Genomic DNA, 19,270 nt, shown 5'->3' with positions numbered 1-19,270 from the left:
TGCTCCATGCGCGTCTGGGGGATAGGTGCGTGGCGGCGATTGTGATAACATCCGGCGGTTTCCAAGGTAGCCCGATGTGGCTGCCTTTACTGCGCAGATCCATGGCATAACTCGTTGATTTGTCGTAAGTCGAGGCATGGCACCAAGCCTGCATCGACGAGCTTCGTTCGTCCCATATGGATGCGACGAAGTTTCACCAGAAAAAGGAATCAGGCTTCTCATGGGCGAACTGGCCAAAGAAATCATCCCGGTCAATATCGAAGACGAGATGAGGCAGTCCTACCTCGATTACGCAATGAGCGTAATTGTCGGGCGGGCACTGCCTGATGCGCGCGATGGCTTGAAGCCCGTGCACCGGCGCGTACTGTTCGCGATGAGCGAGCTGGGTAACGACTGGAACAAGCCGTACAAGAAATCTGCCCGTGTTGTCGGTGACGTGATCGGTAAGTATCACCCCCATGGTGATACTGCGGTGTATGACACCATCGTTCGTATGGCCCAGCCTTTTTCCCTGCGCTACCTGCTGGTAGACGGCCAGGGTAACTTCGGTTCGGTCGACGGCGACAACGCCGCGGCCATGCGATACACCGAAGTGCGCATGACCAAGCTGGCGCACGAGCTGCTGGCCGACCTGCATAAAGAAACCGTGGACTGGGTGCCGAACTACGACGGCACCGAAATGATCCCCGCGGTCATGCCGACCAAGATCCCCAACCTGTTGGTCAACGGCTCCAGCGGTATCGCCGTGGGCATGGCGACCAACATCCCGCCGCACAACCTTGGTGAAGTCATCGACGGTTGCCTGGCGCTCATCGACAACCCTGAGTTGACCGTCGATGAGTTGATGCAATTCATCCCCGGCCCGGACTTTCCGACTGCCGCGATCATCAACGGTCGCGCCGGCATCATCGAAGCCTACCGTACCGGTCGCGGACGCATCTACATGCGTGCCCGTTCGATCATCGAAGACATCGACAAGGTCGGTGGTCGTCAGCAGATCGTCATTACCGAACTGCCTTACCAGTTGAACAAGGCGCGTCTGATCGAGAAGATCGCCGAGCTGGTCAAAGAGAAAAAGCTCGAAGGCATCACCGAGCTGCGCGACGAGTCCGACAAGGACGGTATGCGCGTCGTGATCGAACTGCGTCGTGGTGAAGTGCCTGAGGTGGTCCTCAACAACCTCTATGCCCAGACTCAGCTTCAAAGCGTTTTCGGCATCAACATCGTTGCGCTGATTGACGGTCGCCCACGGATCCTCAACCTGAAGGATCTGCTGGAAGCCTTCGTACGTCACCGTCGCGAAGTCGTAACCCGTCGTACCGTGTTCGAACTGCGTAAAGCCCGTGAACGTGGCCATATCCTGGAAGGTCAGGCTGTCGCACTGTCGAACATCGACCCGGTCATCGCCCTGATCAAGGCTTCGCCAACTCCGTCGGAAGCCAAGGAAGCGCTCATAAGCACGCCTTGGGAGTCCAGCGCAGTGGTCGCGATGGTCGAGCGTGCCGGTGCTGATTCCTGTCGTCCGGAAAATCTCGACCCGCAATACGGTCTGCGCGAAGGCAAATACTTCCTCTCGCCAGAACAGGCGCAAGCCATTCTTGAGCTGCGTCTGCACCGTCTGACCGGCCTGGAGCACGAAAAGCTGCTGGCCGAATACCAGGAAATCCTCAACCAGATCGGTGAGCTGATCCGCATCCTCAACAGCGCTGTGCGCCTGATGGAAGTGATCCGCGAGGAGCTGGAAGTCATTCGTGCCGAGTACGGCGATGTACGTCGCACCGAGATTCTCGATGCTCGTCTCGATTTGACCCTGGGTGACATGATCCCGGAAGAAGAGCGCGTCGTGACCATCTCGCACGGTGGCTATGCCAAGACCCAGCCATTGGCTGCGTATCAGGCTCAGCGTCGTGGCGGTAAAGGCAAGTCGGCTACCGGCGTCAAGGATGAGGACTACATCGCCCACCTGCTGGTCGCCAACAGTCACACCACGCTGTTGCTGTTCTCCAGCAAGGGCAAGGTTTACTGGCTGAAAACCTATGAAATTCCGGAAGCATCACGCGCTGCCCGTGGTCGTCCATTGGTCAATCTGCTACCGCTGGGTGAGGGTGAATACATCACCACCATGCTGCCGGTCGAGGAATACACCGAAGGTCACTACATCTTCATGGCTACCGCTGACGGTACGGTGAAGAAGACGCCGCTGGAGCAATTCAGCCGTCAACGCAGCGTTGGTTTGATTGCGCTGGAGCTGGACGAAGGCGACGTATTGATTTCCGCTGCCATCACTGATGGCGAGCGCGAAGTCATGCTGTTCTCCGACGGCGGCAAGGTTACCCGCTTCAAAGAGTCCGACGTTCGCGCCATGGGGCGTACCGCTCGCGGTGTGCGTGGCATGCGTCTGCCGGAAGGTCAGAAGCTGATTTCCATGCTGATCCCGGAAGAAGGCAGCCAGATCCTCACCGCTTCGGCGCGTGGTTACGGAAAGCGTACGGCTATCAGCGAGTTCCCTGAGTACAAGCGTGGCGGTCAGGGCGTTATCGCCATGGTCAGCAACGATCGTAACGGCCGTCTGGTCGGTGCAGTCCAGGTGCTCGACGGCGAGGAAATCATGCTGATTTCCGATCAGGGCACACTGGTTCGTACCCGCGTCGACGAAGTTTCCAGTCTCGGCCGTAACACTCAGGGCGTGACCCTGATCAAGCTGGCCAGCGACGAAACACTGGTCGGTCTGGAGCGTGTTCAAGAGCCATCCGAAGTCGAAGGCGAAGAGCTGGAAGGCGAGGAGAGCGCTGAGTTCGAAGGTGTTGTGCTGGATGCGGTTGTCGATCCGGACGATGCAGTCGAAAACCAGCAGGCCGGTGCCGCAGACGAAGAAGAGTCGCAAGACTAAATAAATCGTAGCAGGGCAGGGTGTTTGCTCTGTCCGCTACCGTGAATGCATAGCGAGAGTGGATGTGAGCAAACGAGCCTATAACTTCTGCGCGGGTCCTGCTGCGCTACCTGAAGCTGTCCTGTTGCGTGCCCAGTCCGAGTTACTGGACTGGCATGGCAAGGGCCTGTCGGTCATGGAAATGAGCCATCGCAGTGATGAGTTCGTCTCCATCGCGACCAAGGCCGAGCAGGATCTGCGTGATCTGCTGGATATCCCCTCGAACTATAAAGTGCTGTTTCTGCAAGGCGGCGCCAGCCAGCAATTTGCTCAGATTCCTCTGAACCTGTTGCCGGAAACCGGCAAGGCTGACTATATCGACACCGGTATCTGGTCGCAGAAAGCCATTGAAGAAGCCTCGCGCTTCGGCACCGTCAATGTGGCGGCGACGGCCAAGCCTTATGACTATTTCGCAATTCCCGGCCAGAACGAATGGAAGCTGTCGCAAGACGCGGCCTACGTGCACTACGCGCCGAACGAAACCATCGGCGGCCTGGAGTTCAGCTGGATCCCGGAAACCGGTGATGTGCCACTGGTTGCGGACATGTCTTCGGACATCCTGTCCCGTCCTGTGGATATCTCCCGTTTCGGCATGATCTACGCCGGCGCACAGAAGAACATCGGCCCGAGCGGTATCGTCGTCAACATCGTTCGCGAAGACCTGCTGGGTCGCGCCCGTTCAATCTGCCCGACCATGCTCGACTACAAGGTCGCGGCCGACAACGGCTCCATGTACAACACCCCGCCAACCCTGGCCTGGTACCTTTCCGGTCTGGTCTTTGAATGGCTGAAGGAGCAGGGCGGCGTAGAAGCCATCGGCAAGCTCAATGACGTCAAGCAGCGCACGCTGTATGGCTTCATCGACGCCAGTGGGCTGTACAGCAACCCGATCAACAAGTCCGACCGCTCATGGATGAACGTGCCATTCCGTCTGGCGGATGATCGCCTCGACAAGCCGTTCCTGGCGGGTGCCGAGGAGCGCGGTCTGTTGAACCTCAAGGGTCACCGTTCCGTGGGTGGCATGCGCGCCTCTATCTACAACGCCGTCGACATCAATGCGGTCAACGCGCTGGTGGCGTACATGGCAGAGTTCGAGAAGGAACACGGCTAATGTCTGAGCAAGAACTCAAGGCACTGCGCCTGCGCATTGACAGCCTGGACGATAAAATCCTGGAGCTGATCAGTGAGCGTGCGCGCTGCGCCCAGGAAGTCGCGCGAGTCAAGATGGCTTCATTGGCCGAAGGCGAAGTGCCGGTGTTCTATCGTCCTGAGCGCGAAGCTCAGGTGCTCAAGAAGGTCATGGAGCGCAATAAAGGTCCGTTGGGCAACGAAGAAATGGCGCGTCTGTTTCGTGAAATCATGTCTTCGTGCCTGGCGCTGGAGCAGCCACTGAAAGTGGCTTATCTAGGCCCCGAAGGTACCTTCACTCAAGCGGCGGCCCTGAAACACTTCGGTCATGCGGTGATCAGCAAGCCTATGGCTGCAATTGATGAAGTGTTCCGTGAAGTGGCAGCCGGAGCGGTGAATTTTGGCGTGGTGCCTGTGGAAAACTCCACCGAGGGCGCGGTCAACCACACCCTCGACAGCTTCCTCGAGCACGATATGGTGATCTGTGGCGAAGTCGAGCTGCGTATCCACCATCACCTGTTGGTCGGTGAAAACACCAAAACCGACAGCATTAGCCGTATCTACTCCCATGCCCAGTCTCTGGCTCAGTGCCGCAAGTGGCTGGACGCCCATTACCCGAATGTCGAGCGCGTGGCGGTTTCCAGCAACGCCGAAGCGGCCAAGCGGGTCAAGGGTGAATGGAACTCGGCAGCCATTGCCGGCGACATGGCGGCAGGCTTGTACGGCCTGACTCGTCTGGCCGAAAAAATCGAGGACCGTCCGGACAACTCCACGCGCTTCTTGATGATTGGCAGTCAGGAAGTGCCGCCGACCGGCGACGACAAGACCTCGATCATCGTCTCCATGAGCAACAAGCCTGGCGCGCTACACGAGTTGCTGGTGCCATTCCACGACAATGGTATCGACCTGACGCGGATCGAAACCCGGCCTTCGCGTAGTGGCAAATGGACCTATGTGTTCTTCATTGACTTCGTTGGCCATCACCGTGATCCGCTGATCAAGGCTGTGCTGGAGAAGATCAGTCAGGAAGCAGTAGCACTCAAAGTGCTGGGTTCCTACCCGAAAGCGGTTCTCTGAGGCTTTAACAATGAGTGGTGACTTCCTCGCTCTGGCGCAGCCGGGTGTGCAACAACTTTCGCCTTACGTCCCGGGTAAACCTGTGGATGAACTGGCTCGCGAGCTGGATATCGATCCGGCAAAAATCGTCAAACTGGCGAGTAATGAAAACCCGCTGGGCGCCAGCCCTAAAGCCTTGGCGGCGATTCGCGAAGAGCTGGCCGAGCTGACTCGTTATCCGGATGGCAACGGCTTCGCTCTCAAGAGTTTGCTGGCCGGGCAGTGCCGTGTGCAGCTCGATCAGGTGACCCTGGGTAACGGTTCCAATGACATTCTGGAGCTGGTGGCTCGTGCCTATCTGGCGCCCGGTCTGAATGCGGTGTTCAGCGAGCATGCGTTCGCGGTCTATCCGATCGTCACTCAGGCCGTAGGTGCGCAGGCGCGCGTGATTCCAGCCAAAGACTGGGGGCACGATTTGCCGGCGATGCTCAAAGCCATCGACAGCAATACTCGCGTGGTCTTCATTGCCAATCCAAACAATCCGACCGGCACCTGGTTCGGTGCGGAGGCGCTGGATGAGTTCCTTCAGGACGTGCCTGAGCACGTGCTGGTGGTGCTCGACGAGGCCTATATCGAATATGCCGAAGGTAGCGATCTTCCGGATGGTCTGGACTTCCTCGCGGCTTACCCGAATCTGCTGGTCTCGCGGACCTTCTCCAAGGCTTATGGTCTGGCCGCGTTGCGTGTCGGTTATGGCCTGTCTACGGCGATCGTCGCTGATGTCCTGAACCGCGTGCGCCAGCCATTCAACGTCAACAGCCTGGCCCTGGCCGCGGCTTGTGCGGCGCTGCAGGACGAAGAATATCTGGCTGAAAGCCGTCGCTTGAACGAGTCCGGTATGCAGCAGCTGGAAGCGGGCTTTCGCGAGCTGGGCCTGAGCTGGATTGCGTCCAAAGGCAACTTCATTGCGGTCGATCTGGGGCGCGTCGCGGCACCGGTGTTCCAGGGTTTGCTGCGTGAAGGTGTGATCGTGCGTCCGGTGGCCAACTATGGCATGCCGAACCATCTGCGCATCACCATTGGTTTGCCGGCTGAAAACAGCCGCTTCCTCGAGGCGCTGGCCAAGGTTATGGCTCGTGGTTGATGTCATTGCAGTGCAACCTGCTGTGCCTATGATCGATCGCCTGGTGGTGGTCGGTCTCGGGCTGATCGGTGGTTCCTTCGCCAAGGGCCTGCGCGAAAGCGGCCTGTGTCGCGAGGTCGTGGGTGTCGATCTTGATCCGCAGTCGCGCAAGCTGGCGGTTGAGCTTGGTGTGGTGGATCGCTGCGAAGAAGACCTTGCTCTGGCTTGTAGCGGTGCCGATGTCATTCAGTTGGCGGTGCCGATTCTGGCTATGGAGAAATTGCTGGCCGTTTTGGCGCGCATGGACCTGGGGCAAGCAATCCTGACGGACGTCGGCAGCGCCAAGGGCAATGTGGTGCGTGCTGCGAGCGAAGCGTTCGGCGGCATGCCCGCGCGTTTTGTGCCGGGGCATCCGATTGCCGGCTCCGAGCAAAGCGGGGTAGAAGCCTCCAATGCGCAGTTGTTCCGTCGACACAAAGTGATTCTGACACCGCTGGAACAGACCGATCCCGCAGCGCTGGCAATGGTTGACAGGCTTTGGCGCGAGTTGGGTGCGGATGTTGAGCACATGCAGGTCGAGCGTCATGATGAAGTGCTGGCGGCTACGAGCCACTTGCCGCACTTGCTGGCATTCGGTTTGGTCGATTCATTGGCCAAGCGCAGTGAAAATCTTGAGATCTTTCGTTACGCTGCGGGCGGTTTCCGCGATTTCACGAGAATCGCCGGTAGCGACCCGGTCATGTGGCACGACATCTTTCTCGCCAATCGAGAAGCTGTCCTGCGCACACTCGATACATTTCGCAGTGATCTCGACGCCTTGCGCGACGCGGTCGATGCAGGGGACGGGCACCAGCTGTTGGGCGTTTTCACGCGCGCCCGGGTTGCCCGCGAGCATTTCAGTAAAATCCTGGCCCGCCGGGCCTATGTGGACGCTATGAACTCCAACGACCTGATTTTCCTGGCTAATCCTGGTGGCCGCCTGACTGGGCGGATTCGTGTACCAGGCGATAAATCGATTTCCCACCGTTCGATCATGCTCGGCTCTCTTGCCGAAGGCACTACCGAAGTCGAAGGTTTCCTCGAGGGCGAAGACGCCCTGGCGACGCTGCAGGCTTTCCGTGACATGGGGGTAGTGATCGAAGGTCCGCACCATGGCCGTGTGACCATTCACGGCGTCGGCCTGCACGGCTTGAAGCCGGCCCCCGGGCCGATATATCTGGGTAATTCCGGTACGTCGATGCGACTGTTGTCGGGGTTGCTGGCGGCGCAGAGCTTCGACAGCACCTTGACCGGTGATGCGTCGTTGTCCAAGCGGCCGATGAACCGTGTGGCCAATCCGCTGCGTGAAATGGGGGCGGTCATCGAGACCGCTGAAGATGGTCGTCCGCCGATGACCATTCGTGGTGGTAACAAGCTCAAAGGCCTGACCTACACCATGCCGATGGCCAGTGCCCAGGTTAAATCCTGCCTGCTGCTGGCTGGTTTGTACGCTGATGGCAAAACTACCGTAACCGAGCCCGCTCCGACTCGCGACCATACCGAGCGTATGTTGCGTGGTTTCGGCTATCCGGTGACCGTGAATGGCGCTACGGCTTCGGTCGAGTCCGGGCACAAACTGACAGCGACGCACATCGAGGTTCCGGGGGATATTTCTTCCTCGGCGTTCTTCCTGGTCGCAGCATCGATAGCCGAAGGCTCTGAGCTGGTGCTTGAGCATGTCGGTATCAACCCGACCCGTACCGGTGTTATCGATATCCTGCGTCTGATGGGGGCTGATATCACTCTGGAAAACCAGCGTGAAGTCGGCGGCGAGCCAGTGGCTGATCTGCGTGTACGTGCGGCTAAACTGAAGGGTATCGATATCCCGGAAGAGCTGGTTCCGTTGGCCATTGATGAGTTCCCGGTACTGTTCGTGGCTGCCGCCTGTGCCCACGGGCGCACGGTGCTGCGTGGCGCAGAAGAGCTGCGAGTCAAGGAGTCGGATCGCATTCAGGTGATGGCGGATGGTTTGTTGGCGCTGGGCGTCAAATGCGAGCCAACCCCGGACGGCATCATCATCGACGGCGGCCAGATCGGGGGCGGTGAGGTGCATGGTCATGGCGATCACCGCATTGCCATGGCGTTCAGTGTGGCGTCGCTGCGGGCAAGCGCTCCAATCCGTATCCATGACTGCGCCAACGTTGCTACGTCGTTCCCCAACTTCCTCGCGTTGTGCGCGCAGGTCGGTATCCGCGTTGCGCAAGAGGCTCAATCGTGATGATCAAGGCGCCTGTAATTACCATTGATGGGCCGAGCGGTTCGGGCAAAGGCACCATCGCCGGTATTCTGGCCAAACGTCTGGAGTGGTGCCTGCTGGATTCGGGGGCGTTGTACCGCTTGCTGGCATTTGCTGCGCGCAATCACGGGGTCGACCTGACCAACGAAGAATCGCTGAAGTTGCTGGCGGCGCATCTTGACGTGCAGTTCGTCGGGGCGACCGAAGGTCAGCCGCAGCGGATCATTCTCGAGGGTGATGATGTCACTGATGACTTGCGCAACGAACAGGTCGGCGCCTGGGCTTCCCAGGTAGCCGCGCTGCCGGCGGTGCGGGACGCTTTGCTGCAACGCCAGCGGGCGTTCCAGGAACCTCCGGGACTGGTGGCTGATGGTCGGGACATGGGGACGGTGGTTTTCCCCGATGCGCCGCTGAAGATTTTTCTGACCGCCAGCGCCGAGGAGCGTGCACGTCGCCGTTACTTGCAGTTGAAGGCCAAAGGTGATGATGTTAGTCTGTCGAGTCTGCTAGATGAGATACGTGTACGTGATGAGCGTGACACCCAGCGAGCGGTAGCCCCGCTCAAACCGGCGGCTGACGCCATACAGCTGGATTCCACGGAATTGTCCATCGAGCAGGTGCTGGAACGCATCATGAGCGAGATCGCCATTCGCGATATCGCCGGGTGACCAGGAAACTCCGCAGGGGACACCAGGCATAGTCCTGCGGTTTTTCTTTTATATGAACGTAACCCACATCGTCTGGGATGTGGCAGATGGGCGTATTCTTCGCCCTTATCAACAGGAATTAAAATGAGCGAAAGCTTTGCAGAACTCTTTGAAGAAAGCCTAAAAACCCTGAACCTTCAGGCTGGCTCGATCATCACCGCTATCATCGTCGATATCGATTACCAAGCTGGTTGGGTAACCGTTCACGCTGGTCTGAAGTCCGAAGGCCTCATTCCGCTGGAACAGTTCCACAACGATGCTGGTGAACTGAACATCAACATTGGTGATGAAGTTCACGTTGCGCTGGACGCGGTCGAAGACGGCTTTGGCGAAACCAAACTGTCCCGTGAAAAAGCCAAGCGCGCTGAATGCTGGATTGTTCTGGAAGCAGCCTTCGCAGCTGAAGAAGTGGTCAAGGGCGTTATCAACGGTAAGGTTAAAGGCGGCTTCACTGTCGACGTTAACGGCATCCGTGCGTTCCTGCCAGGTTCTCTGGTTGACGTCCGTCCAGTGCGCGACACCACGCACCTGGAAGGCAAAGAGCTCGAATTCAAGGTCATCAAACTCGACCAGAAACGCAACAACGTTGTCGTTTCCCGTCGTAGCGTCCTCGAAGCCGAGAACTCCGCTGAGCGCGAAGCTCTGCTGGAATCCTTGCAAGAAGGTCAGCAAGTCAAAGGTATCGTCAAAAACCTCACCGATTACGGCGCATTCGTCGATCTGGGTGGCGTCGATGGCCTTCTGCACATTACCGACATGGCCTGGAAGCGTATCAAGCATCCTTCCGAAATCGTCAACGTTGGCGACGAGATCGATGTCAAGGTTCTGAAGTACGATCGCGAGCGCAATCGTGTTTCCCTGGGCCTCAAGCAACTGGGCGAAGACCCATGGGTTGCTATCAAGGCACGTTACCCGGAAAGCACTCGCGTTACCGCGCGTGTAACCAACCTGACCGACTACGGCTGCTTCGCTGAGCTGGAAGAAGGCGTGGAAGGCCTGGTACACGTTTCCGAAATGGACTGGACCAACAAGAACATCCACCCTTCGAAAGTCGTACAAGTCGGCGACGAAGTGGAAGTTATGGTTCTGGACATCGACGAAGAGCGTCGTCGTATCTCCCTCGGCATCAAGCAGTGCAAATCTAACCCATGGGAAGATTTCTCTGGCCAGTTCAACAAGGGCGATAAAATCTCCGGCACCATCAAGTCGATCACCGATTTCGGTATCTTCATTGGTCTGGACGGCGGCATTGACGGCCTGGTTCACCTGTCCGACATCTCCTGGAACGAAGTGGGCGAAGAAGCCGTACGTCGCTTCAAGAAGGGCGACGAGCTCGACACCGTCATCCTGTCTGTTGATCCAGAGCGTGAGCGCATCTCCCTGGGTATCAAGCAGCTGGAAAGCGATCCGTTCTCCGAGTACGTTCAAGAGAACGACAAAGGCGCAATCGTTAAGGGTATCGTGAAAGAAGTTGACGCCAAAGGCGCCATCATCACTCTCGCTACCGATATCGAAGCTACTCTGAAAGCCTCCGAAATCAGCCGTGACCGCGTTGAAGACGCGCGCAACGTTCTGAAAGAAGGCGAAGAAGTAGAAGCCAAGATCATCAGCGTTGACCGCAAGAGCCGCGTAATCCAGCTCTCGATCAAGTCGAAAGACGTTGAAGACGAGAAAGAAGCCATCCAGAGCTTGAAAGACAAGCCTTCGGATAGCATCGCTGCTGGTCCTACCACTCTGGGCGACCTGTTGCGTGCACAAATGGAAAAACAGAACTAAGTTCTGTCAGACCATTAAAAAGGGCGACTTCGGTCGCCCTTTTTTGTGTCTGCGATTTGACCCGCAACTTGCGTTGTACGCTGCCGGCTATCTGTCGATGAGCAGCGCAAGTTACGTACTGCCCGGGTATAAGGTCCGGGCTTTTGGCTTCGGTAAATGCCGTGGTTCTTGGTCCGTGTACGGCATCTCTGGCGTCGTGCAGATAAGTCAATACGCGGGCTGTTCAAAATCCTCCGGGCGTGCTAAAACCTTTGAAGCGCTGATCTAGCTGCTTGAAAAAGAAGGGAAAAATATGACGAAGTCGGAGTTGATCGAACGAATTGTCACCCATCAAGGGCTGCTCTCATCCAAGGATGTCGAGCTGGCCATCAAGACCATGCTTGAGCAAATGTCCCAGTGCCTCGCTACCGGTGATCGCATCGAGATCCGTGGCTTTGGCAGCTTCTCCTTGCACTACCGCGCACCGCGTGTAGGTCGCAACCCGAAAACCGGTCAATCCGTCAGCCTTGACGGTAAATTCGTTCCCCACTTCAAGCCGGGCAAAGAGCTCCGGGATCGGGTGAATGAGGACGAGGAGGAGGGGGTTTGATAGTGTTGGCTCAAGGAGTAACTCATGCGTAATTTGAAACGCGTACTCCTCGTGGTAGCTGTTCTCTTGCTTGTGCTGGCGATTCTGGCTTTTGTGCTAGAGAACCAGCAATCAGTTTCCTTGCTGTTCCTTGGCTGGGCCGGGCCGCAACTGCCAATCTCAGTCATAACGGTGTTGGCGTTGTTGATAGGGATGCTGATTGGGCCTCTTATCGGCTGGTTTGTCGGTCGCACCGCAAGAGCGCGGCGCAAGCGCTTGGTCTGATTAAGGCGCGGGTCGGGGGGAGGGGCATCGAACTTTTCACGCGTTGTCTGTCTATATCCGTTAGTAAATCCTCCTTTAAACTGTAAAATGCTACGTCTGTCTGAATAGTTGGAGATTCCATAGGGATCTCGGCATTGGCACGGATGGATCACTCGTCAGAGGCTACGGCTAATACGATAGCTTTTGCATTCATGGATTAGACAGCGCTCAGTGTGCAGCTTTGTCAGCAACTCAAGGGTATGGTTTCCGCGTGAAAATTCTAGTAACCGGCGGCGCCGGGTTTATCGGCTCTGCAGTCATTCGTCATATCATTTCCAATACTACTGACTCCGTAGTAAACCTCGATAAGCTGACTTACGCTGGCAACCTTGAGTCTGTGGCGCAAGCGGCTCAGAGTGAGCGCTATGTGTTCGAGCGCGTGGATATCTGCGACCGGGATCAGGTGGATCGCGTCCTGCGCGAGCACCAGCCCGATACGATCATGCACCTGGCGGCCGAATCCCACGTTGATCGCTCGATTTCCGGCCCGTCTGAATTCATCCAGACCAACATTATCGGCACTTACACCTTGCTGGAGGCTGCTCGCCACTACTGGAGCACCCTGGATGATGAGCGCAAAGCCAATTTCCGCTTTCACCATATTTCTACCGACGAAGTCTACGGAGACCTTGAAGGTCCGGAAGACCTCTTCACCGAAACCACGCCTTACCAGCCAAGCTCGCCGTATTCGGCCAGTAAAGCCAGTTCCGATCACCTGGTTCGTGCCTGGAGCCGCACTTACGGCTTGCCGACCCTGGTCACCAATTGCTCGAACAACTACGGCCCATGCCATTTCCCTGAGAAGTTGATCCCGCTGATCATCCTCAATGCGCTGGAAGGCAAGCCGCTTCCGGTGTATGGCAAAGGCAATCAGGTTCGTGACTGGCTCTACGTCGAAGACCACGCACGTGCCCTGTATAAAGTCGTGACCGAAGGCGTCGTCGGCGAGACTTACAACATTGGCGGCCATAACGAAAAGCAAAATATTGAAGTGGTGCACACGCTCTGCGCTCTGCTTGATGAGTTGCGTCCCGATTCACCGCATCGCCCTCACGCCAGCTTGATCACCTATGTCCAGGATCGCCCTGGCCATGACCAGCGCTACGCAATCGATGCCAGCAAAATCCAGCGTGAGCTGGGCTGGGTGCCTGAAGAGACCTTCGAGACCGGGATTCGTAAAACCGTCGAGTGGTACCTCGATAACACCGAATGGGTTGCTCACGTGAAAAGTGGCAGCTATCAACAGTGGATTGATAAAAACTACACTGACCGTTCAAGCAAAGCATGAAAATCCTTCTTCTTGGCAAAAACGGCCAGGTCGGCTGGGAGCTGCAACGCTCCCTTTCGCCACTCGGTGAAGTGATAGCGCTCGACCGTCAAACGGTCGATGGGCTGTGTGGCGACTTGTCCGATCTTGACTCGCTGCGAGCAGCGATTCGTCAGGTCAAACCCGACGTCATCGTCAACGCTGCGGCTTACACTGCGGTGGATAAAGCCGAATCAGAGCCTGAGCTCGCAACTCGCATAAATGCCCTGGCAAGTCGGGTCATGGCCGAAGAAGCATTGTCCCTTGATGCCTGGCTGATTCACTATTCTACGGACTACGTGTTCAGTGGCAGCGGACAAGCGCCATGGAAAGAAGATGACGCAGTCGCGCCAGTGAATCATTACGGCGCGAGCAAGCTCGCTGGTGAGCAGGCCATTATAGGTACCGGCTGCAAATACCTGATCTTCCGCACCAGCTGGGTCTATGGTGCTCGTGGTAACAATTTTGCCAAGACCATGCTGCGTCTTGCCAAAGACAGGGAAACACTGAACGTCATTGCCGATCAGGTTGGAGCGCCCACTGGTGCAGACTTGATCGCAGACGTTACAGCCTTGGCTATTCAGCAAGTCGTTAAGCGCCCTGAGCTGGGAGGCGTGTATCACTTGGCGGCTGGCGGCGAAATCTCGTGGCACGGCTATGCTAGTCATGTGATCGATTTCGCTCGTGGCCATGGCGAACAACTGATGGTGACGGCAATCAATCCGATCGATACCACTGCCTACCCAACACCTGCGCGTCGGCCGCTGAATTCGCGTCTGAATACTCAGAAGCTGCGTGATAACTTTTCTTTGCACTTGCCGGATTGGCAAAGTGGCGTAACCCGAATGCTTATGGAAGTTCTAGATAAATGATCAACACGACAAATCGCAAAGGCATCATCCTCGCTGGCGGCTCGGGCACACGTTTGCACCCGTTGACCTTGGGTGTTTCGAAGCAGATGCTGCCGATCTACGACAAGCCGATGATCTTTTATCCGCTGTCGGTGCTTATGCTCGCGGGCATGCGTGAAATTCTGATTATCTCCACCCCGGAAGACTTGCCGTGCTTCCGCAAGCTGCTGGGTGACGGCAGCCTGTACGGCATCAAGCTGACCTACGCCGAACAGCCAAGCCCGGATGGCCTGGCTCAAGCCTTCATCATTGGCGAGGAGTTCATCGGTAAGGATCCATGCTGCCTGATCCTGGGCGACAACATCTTCTACGGTCAGCACTTCTCCGACAATCTTCGCTCCGCCAGCACTCAACAGCATGGCGCCACGGTATTTGGTTATCACGTTTCCGATCCCGAACGCTTCGGTGTGGTTGAGTTCGATGCATCGGGCCGCGCACTGAGCATCGAAGAGAAACCGCTCAAGCCAAAATCCAGCTACGCGGTGACCGGTCTGTACTTCTACGACAACCAGGTTGTCGAAATCGCCAAGAACATCAAGCCGTCCGAGCGCGGCGAGCTGGAAATTACCGACGTCAACCGTGCTTATCTCGAGCAGAAGACCCTCAACGTCGAAATGCTTGGGCGCGGCTTTGCCTGGCTGGACACCGGTACCCACGACTCGCTGCTTGAAGCCAGCCACTTCGTGCATACGATCGAGCAGCGCCAGGGGCTGAAAGTAGCTTGCCTGGAAGAGATTGCTTTCCACAATGGCTGGATCACTGCCGAACAACTGGGCGCTCAAGCTGACGCTCTGAAGAAGACCGGTTATGGTCAGTACCTGCAGAAGCTGCTGGACTCGAGCTCCCACTGACCGGCGAGCGTTATCCTTTCGAACGCTTACGTTCAGCCGGTGCAAGCAGGATAGGTATGCCAGTAGAACATCCCAAAGTTGCGGTTTTACTGGCGGCTTACAACGGAATGCAATGGATCGAGGAGCAGATTGCCTCGATCCTCATTCAGTCAGCGGTAGACGTAACGATCTATATCAGCGTCGACCCTTCAACGGACGGTACCGAGGCTTGGTGTGCAGCGTATGCGGCTGAGCATACTCGCGTGGTCCTTCTGCCGGCTGCCGGCTCTTTTGGTGGTGCCTCGCGTAATTTTTTCCGGCTGATCCGTGATGTTGATTTCGATGGCTATGACTTTATTGCCTTTGCCGATCAGGATGACGTTTGGCACGTTGATAAACTCTCGAGGGCGACTCGGACTCTGAATACCGGCGAATATGCTGCTTATTCGAGTAACGTCACCGCCTTCTGGCCGAATGGCAGAACCCTGTTACTGGATAAGGCTCAGCCGCAGGTCACTTGGGACTTCTTGTTCGAGGCGGCCGGGCCAGGCTGCACTTACGTGTTTGGCAAGAGTCTGGCGACGTCGTTGAAGGCTTCCATACTCGCCAATTGGCAGCAACTGCAAGACGTCAGCCTGCACGACTGGTACTGCTATGCCTATGCGCGAAGCCATGGCTATGTATGGTTCATCGACCCGCTACCGACCATGCACTACCGTCAACATGAGCGAAATCAGGTGGGAGCCAATACCGGGATAAACCCGTTGATTGCACGCTATAAAACCATTCATGACGGCTGGTGGTTCTCTCAAGTCCGGCTCATCACATGCCTGGTTGGGCAAAGTGGCAATCCCTTTGTCCAAGGGTGGCTGCGCCTTGGGCGCAGGCAACTATTAAAGCTTTCACTGAGTGCCTGGAAATGCCGACGACGTGCGCGCGATAAGGTGTTCTTCTTTTGTATTTGTTGCGCCACGGCGGTGATCGGGAAAAAAGCTAAATGAAAGGCCCGCAGGTTTTAGTCACAGGCGCGACGGGGTTTGTAGGCGAGGCTGTGGTCTTCAGGTTATTGCTCGATAAGAAGTTCACCCCTGTGGCGGCCGTTCGCGGTGTTACACGCTTGAGTGGCTTGTGTCGCGTTGTGCCATTCGATCTGAATGAGACAACGGTGTTGCCCCCCCTGAATGATGTTCAGGTTGTCATTCACTGCGCTGCCCGGGTGCATGTGATGAACGAAACCGCGGTGGATGCCCTGGTGGAGTTTCGAAAAGTCAATGTTGACGGGACTGTGCGACTCGCTCAGAAAGCCGCAAAGTCTGGCGTAAAACGTTTCATCTTTATCAGCTCGATCAAGGTTAACGGCGAAAGTACCGTCCCGGGCATGCCTTTCAAGGCTGACGATCGCCCAGCGCCTGTCGATCCGTACGGGATATCGAAGCGTGAGGCCGAAGATGCGCTGAGGCAAATCAGTCTGGATACAGGCATGGAGGTCGTCATCATCCGGCCGCCGCTGGTTTACGGTCCAGGAGTCAAAGCCAACTTCCTAAGCATGATGAGATGGCTGGACAAGGGCGTGCCGATGCCTTTGGGCGCTATTCACAATCAGCGCAGCTTGGTGGCAATAGGTAACTTGGTAGACCTCGTGGTGACCTGTATCGATCATCCGGCTGCCGCTAATAATACCTTCCTGGTGAGTGACGGTGAAGACTTATCCACAACCCAGCTGCTGCAACGTATGGCCCATGCCTTGGGCAAAAGCGCCCGATTGTTACCGATTCCCAAGGTGCTTTTAAACCTTGCGGCCTCAATCTTGGGCAAAAAAACGGTTGCTCAGCGTTTATGTGACTCGTTGCAAGTTGATATCAACCAGACAAGGGAACTGTTGCATTGGGCTCCCCCAATAAGTACCGCAAGAGCCCTGCGTCAGACCGCAGACCATTTTTGAGACAAGCAAACTAAATGACTTTTTGGTGGGTGTTACTAGCGGTATTCGCCGTTTCCTGGATTTTTACCCTGGTCTTGCGCCGTTATGCTTTGGCCAAAAGCCTGATGGACATCCCCAATGAGCGCAGTTCCCACTCCGTTCCTACGCCACGTGGCGGAGGGGTGGCTATCGTGGTCGCGTTTGCATTGGCTCTCCCTGTACTGACCGCGTTGGGGCTGTTGAGTGCGCCAGCGCTTATAGGGCTCTTGGGCTCGGGGTTGCTGGTAGCGGTCATTGGGTTTGCCGATGATCATGGGCATATCGCCGCCAGATGGCGGCTGTTGGGGCATTTTATAGCAGCCGGCTGGGCACTCTTCTGGCTCAATGGCCTTGCCCCCATCTCACTGTTTGGAGTTCTGGTTGACTTAAGTGTGATTGGTAACATCCTTGCGCTGATCTATCTGGTGTGGATGCTCAATCTTTACAACTTCATGGACGGCATCGATGGCCTGGCTAGCGCTGAGGCGATAAGTGTGTGCCTGGGGATTTGTCTGGTTTATTGGCTTGGTGGAAACACGAATTTAATGTGGGCTCCGCTTATTTTGGCTGGGGCAGTCGCAGGGTTTCTTTGCTGGAATTTCCCACCCGCTAAGATTTTCATGGGGGACGCCGGAAGCGGGTTTCTTGGCATCGTTCTAGGCGGATTAGTGCTCCACGCGGCTTGGGAAAAGCCTGAGCTGTTATGGAGCTGGCTGATATTGCTCGGTGTTTTTATTGTCGATGCAACATGGACTTTAGTGCGGCGGCTGGTAAGAGGGGATAAGGTGTATCAGGCTCATCGTAGTCACGCTTATCAGCATGCAGCTCAAGGCTCAAAAAATCATCTGGTGGTCACAGTAGCCGTTATCTTGATAAATATAGGCTGGTTATTACCCATATCACTATTCGTTGGTGCTGGAGGCTTGGGGGGCGGTTGGGGATGCCTTCTTGCTTATTCCCCGCTCTTTTATCTTGCGTGGAAATTCCACGCGGGAGTGGTGCGCTGATCGCTCGCTGCGAGGCCGACACACGGATAAAAAGTGCTGATGAAATGGTTTTTCCTTTGGGGCGGCTACTGCAAACGCCCCTTTCTTTTCAGTTTTAAGTTGTAGCTGGAAGCTTTGCAAAGGGGCGTGAAGGGTGGCACGGGTCAAATTTTATTAAGAATTGCGGCTGCTATTAAGCTGACGTTTCCCTTCAGTGTCTGGCGATGGACACCGCTGTTTTTTATAAGGCGAAGTCGTGAAATTAATCCGCTTTGTCGCGCGAGCTCGAACTGTTGAAGTGTCTGTTTGTTTTCAGGTGTTAAACTTTCTTTGACTGAATTAATGACGATAAGGTTTTGAGTACTCCACTCTCTGAACCTACCGGTCAACATTTTTCTAATTCGCAGAAGTCGGTTCTTCAAGTCGGCGTTGGCACCAATAAGGTTGCCCTCATGCTGGCGATAGTCTAGCGTGGGTAGAGGGTCATATACGATTTTTCCGCCGCAACCACTCACTAAAAGATACGCCAGCCAGTCGTGTGCCACAACAGGGGCATCGGCGGCGATGCGCAGCATGAGTTCTCGGGCTGCATTGTTGATTAGCATCGTATTGGCACCTGCAATACTTTGCACCAATGAGTTTTTAAAGCATGGACGACTTTTGAATAGAGGGGAGTAGCCCATGGGCTCCAGTTTTGAATTTACCAGTCTTGTTCTTGAGCAATAAAGGGCTGGCTGTCCTGGGGTATCATTTATCTGAGCGATGCTTCTCTCTAGCTTGTTCTCAAGCCAAATATCATCTTGATCGCTGAACGCAAAGTAGTCGGCAATTATTGTCGTGTTTTTTATTAGTGATAAGAAGTTTCTGGCGAAGCCTTGGCGTGGGCCAGACAGAATGGAAAGTCGATCGGCGCCGAGTCGCTGTTGGTAACTCTGCAGTATTTTCAGTGTTTCGTCTTCCGAACCGTCGTCCGAGGCGTAAATTGACCAGTTTTTGTGCGACTGGTTTAAAATCGAATCAAGCTGCTCAGAAAGAAATTTTGCACCGTTGTAAGTGCAAATAAGTACTGCAACTTTGTCAGTGTCGTCCGGCCGGGTCTCTCGCGACGATGAGGGGGCGGGGGCTCGAAAATGACGGCCGTTGTTTTGATTTTCCATGATTTCGATCTCTCGCGCGCCAGCTATATAGTAAATCTAGTACCGATAAAGAAGGGATGAGTATGATTTCGAACGGTTTTGTCTTTGGGATACGTCAGTTGCGGCGGTGGTTTCAGCAGTCATCACGAGGTAGGCATTGTCTGGCAAGCTTAACAGGATTGGGGAGGCGCTGACGAGCGGGCTTGCCCCGCAACCTTTGATCGTCCAGACAGTCATATCAGGTGTGGACCGACG

General features: G+C 56.0%; 16 protein-coding genes. 15 read left to right on the top strand and 1 reads right to left on the bottom strand.

Annotation, left to right across the window (positions count from 1 at the left end):
• Positions 1-220 precede the first annotated feature (220 nt).
• The 15 genes from gyrA to AC07O1_RS16010 all read left to right on the top strand — a co-directional run bounded on the left by gyrA (position 221) and on the right by AC07O1_RS16010 (position 17,900).
• Complete coding sequence (gene gyrA, locus AC07O1_RS16080) at positions 221-2,890, top strand: DNA gyrase subunit A (RefSeq protein WP_495089328.1); 2,670 nt, start codon at positions 221-223, stop codon at positions 2,888-2,890.
• A 64-nt stretch (positions 2,891-2,954) separates the two neighbouring features.
• A complete protein-coding gene (serC, locus tag AC07O1_RS16075) occupies positions 2,955-4,040 on the top strand; it encodes a 3-phosphoserine/phosphohydroxythreonine transaminase (RefSeq protein WP_495089327.1) in 1,086 nt (361 codons plus the stop codon).
• Positions 4,040-5,134: a prephenate dehydratase gene (gene pheA / locus AC07O1_RS16070; protein ID WP_494993801.1), complete on the top strand. Its 1,095-nt coding sequence runs from the start codon at positions 4,040-4,042 to the stop codon at positions 5,132-5,134. The genes serC and pheA overlap by 1 nt, the downstream gene beginning before the upstream one ends.
• 10 nt (positions 5,135-5,144) lie before the next feature.
• Positions 5,145-6,257, top strand: coding sequence for a histidinol-phosphate transaminase (gene hisC, locus AC07O1_RS16065; protein WP_494993802.1), 1,113 nt, complete (start codon positions 5,145-5,147; stop codon positions 6,255-6,257).
• 28 nt (positions 6,258-6,285) lie between these two features.
• Positions 6,286-8,493, top strand: coding sequence for a bifunctional prephenate dehydrogenase/3-phosphoshikimate 1-carboxyvinyltransferase (locus AC07O1_RS16060; protein ID WP_495089377.1), 2,208 nt, complete (start codon positions 6,286-6,288; stop codon positions 8,491-8,493).
• Complete coding sequence (gene cmk / locus AC07O1_RS16055) at positions 8,493-9,179, top strand: (d)CMP kinase (protein WP_494993864.1); 687 nt, start codon at positions 8,493-8,495, stop codon at positions 9,177-9,179. The genes AC07O1_RS16060 and cmk overlap by 1 nt, the downstream gene beginning before the upstream one ends.
• Before the next feature lie 123 nt (positions 9,180-9,302).
• A complete protein-coding gene (gene rpsA / locus AC07O1_RS16050) occupies positions 9,303-10,994 on the top strand; it encodes a 30S ribosomal protein S1 (RefSeq protein ID WP_495089326.1) in 1,692 nt (563 codons plus the stop codon).
• Positions 10,995-11,286: 292 nt separating this feature from the next.
• Entirely contained in the window at positions 11,287-11,583 is a 297-nt protein-coding gene (gene ihfB, locus AC07O1_RS16045) for an integration host factor subunit beta (protein ID WP_003218804.1), read from the top strand.
• A 24-nt stretch (positions 11,584-11,607) separates the two neighbouring features.
• Positions 11,608-11,847: a LapA family protein gene (locus tag AC07O1_RS16040; protein ID WP_494993804.1), complete on the top strand. Its 240-nt coding sequence runs from the start codon at positions 11,608-11,610 to the stop codon at positions 11,845-11,847.
• Positions 11,848-12,097: 250 nt separating this feature from the next.
• Positions 12,098-13,174 (top strand): dTDP-glucose 4,6-dehydratase, encoded by a 1,077-nt coding sequence (rfbB, locus tag AC07O1_RS16035; protein WP_494993805.1) that lies wholly within the window; start codon positions 12,098-12,100, stop codon positions 13,172-13,174.
• A complete protein-coding gene (rfbD, locus tag AC07O1_RS16030; protein ID WP_495089325.1) occupies positions 13,171-14,064 on the top strand; it encodes a dTDP-4-dehydrorhamnose reductase in 894 nt (297 codons plus the stop codon). Before rfbB ends, rfbD begins: the two co-directional genes overlap by 4 nt.
• A complete protein-coding gene (gene rfbA / locus AC07O1_RS16025; protein WP_495089376.1) occupies positions 14,064-14,954 on the top strand; it encodes a glucose-1-phosphate thymidylyltransferase RfbA in 891 nt (296 codons plus the stop codon). Before rfbD ends, rfbA begins: the two co-directional genes overlap by 1 nt.
• Positions 14,955-15,010: 56 nt before the next feature.
• Positions 15,011-15,934 (top strand): glycosyltransferase, encoded by a 924-nt coding sequence (locus AC07O1_RS16020; RefSeq protein ID WP_495089324.1) that lies wholly within the window; start codon positions 15,011-15,013, stop codon positions 15,932-15,934.
• A complete protein-coding gene (locus AC07O1_RS16015; RefSeq protein WP_495089323.1) occupies positions 15,931-16,875 on the top strand; it encodes a UDP-glucose 4-epimerase family protein in 945 nt (314 codons plus the stop codon). Before AC07O1_RS16020 ends, AC07O1_RS16015 begins: the two co-directional genes overlap by 4 nt.
• A 14-nt stretch (positions 16,876-16,889) precedes the next feature.
• On the top strand, positions 16,890-17,900 hold the full coding sequence (locus tag AC07O1_RS16010) for an MraY family glycosyltransferase (RefSeq protein ID WP_495089322.1): 1,011 nt from the start codon (positions 16,890-16,892) through the stop codon (positions 17,898-17,900).
• Between the two features lie 143 nt (positions 17,901-18,043).
• Here AC07O1_RS16010 and AC07O1_RS16005 read toward each other — a convergent pair whose 3' ends face one another.
• Positions 18,044-19,036 carry a glycosyltransferase family 2 protein gene (locus tag AC07O1_RS16005; RefSeq protein ID WP_495089321.1) on the bottom strand — a complete coding sequence of 331 codons (993 nt, stop codon included), beginning with the start codon at positions 19,034-19,036 and terminating at the stop codon, positions 18,044-18,046.
• Between the last annotated feature and the right edge of the window lie 234 nt (positions 19,037-19,270).

The organism is Pseudomonas sp. GW821-FHT07G10 (assembly GCF_059418545.1).
The sequence above is the reverse complement of the archived record's forward strand: the minus strand, read 5'-3'. Positions and strand labels throughout refer to the sequence as shown.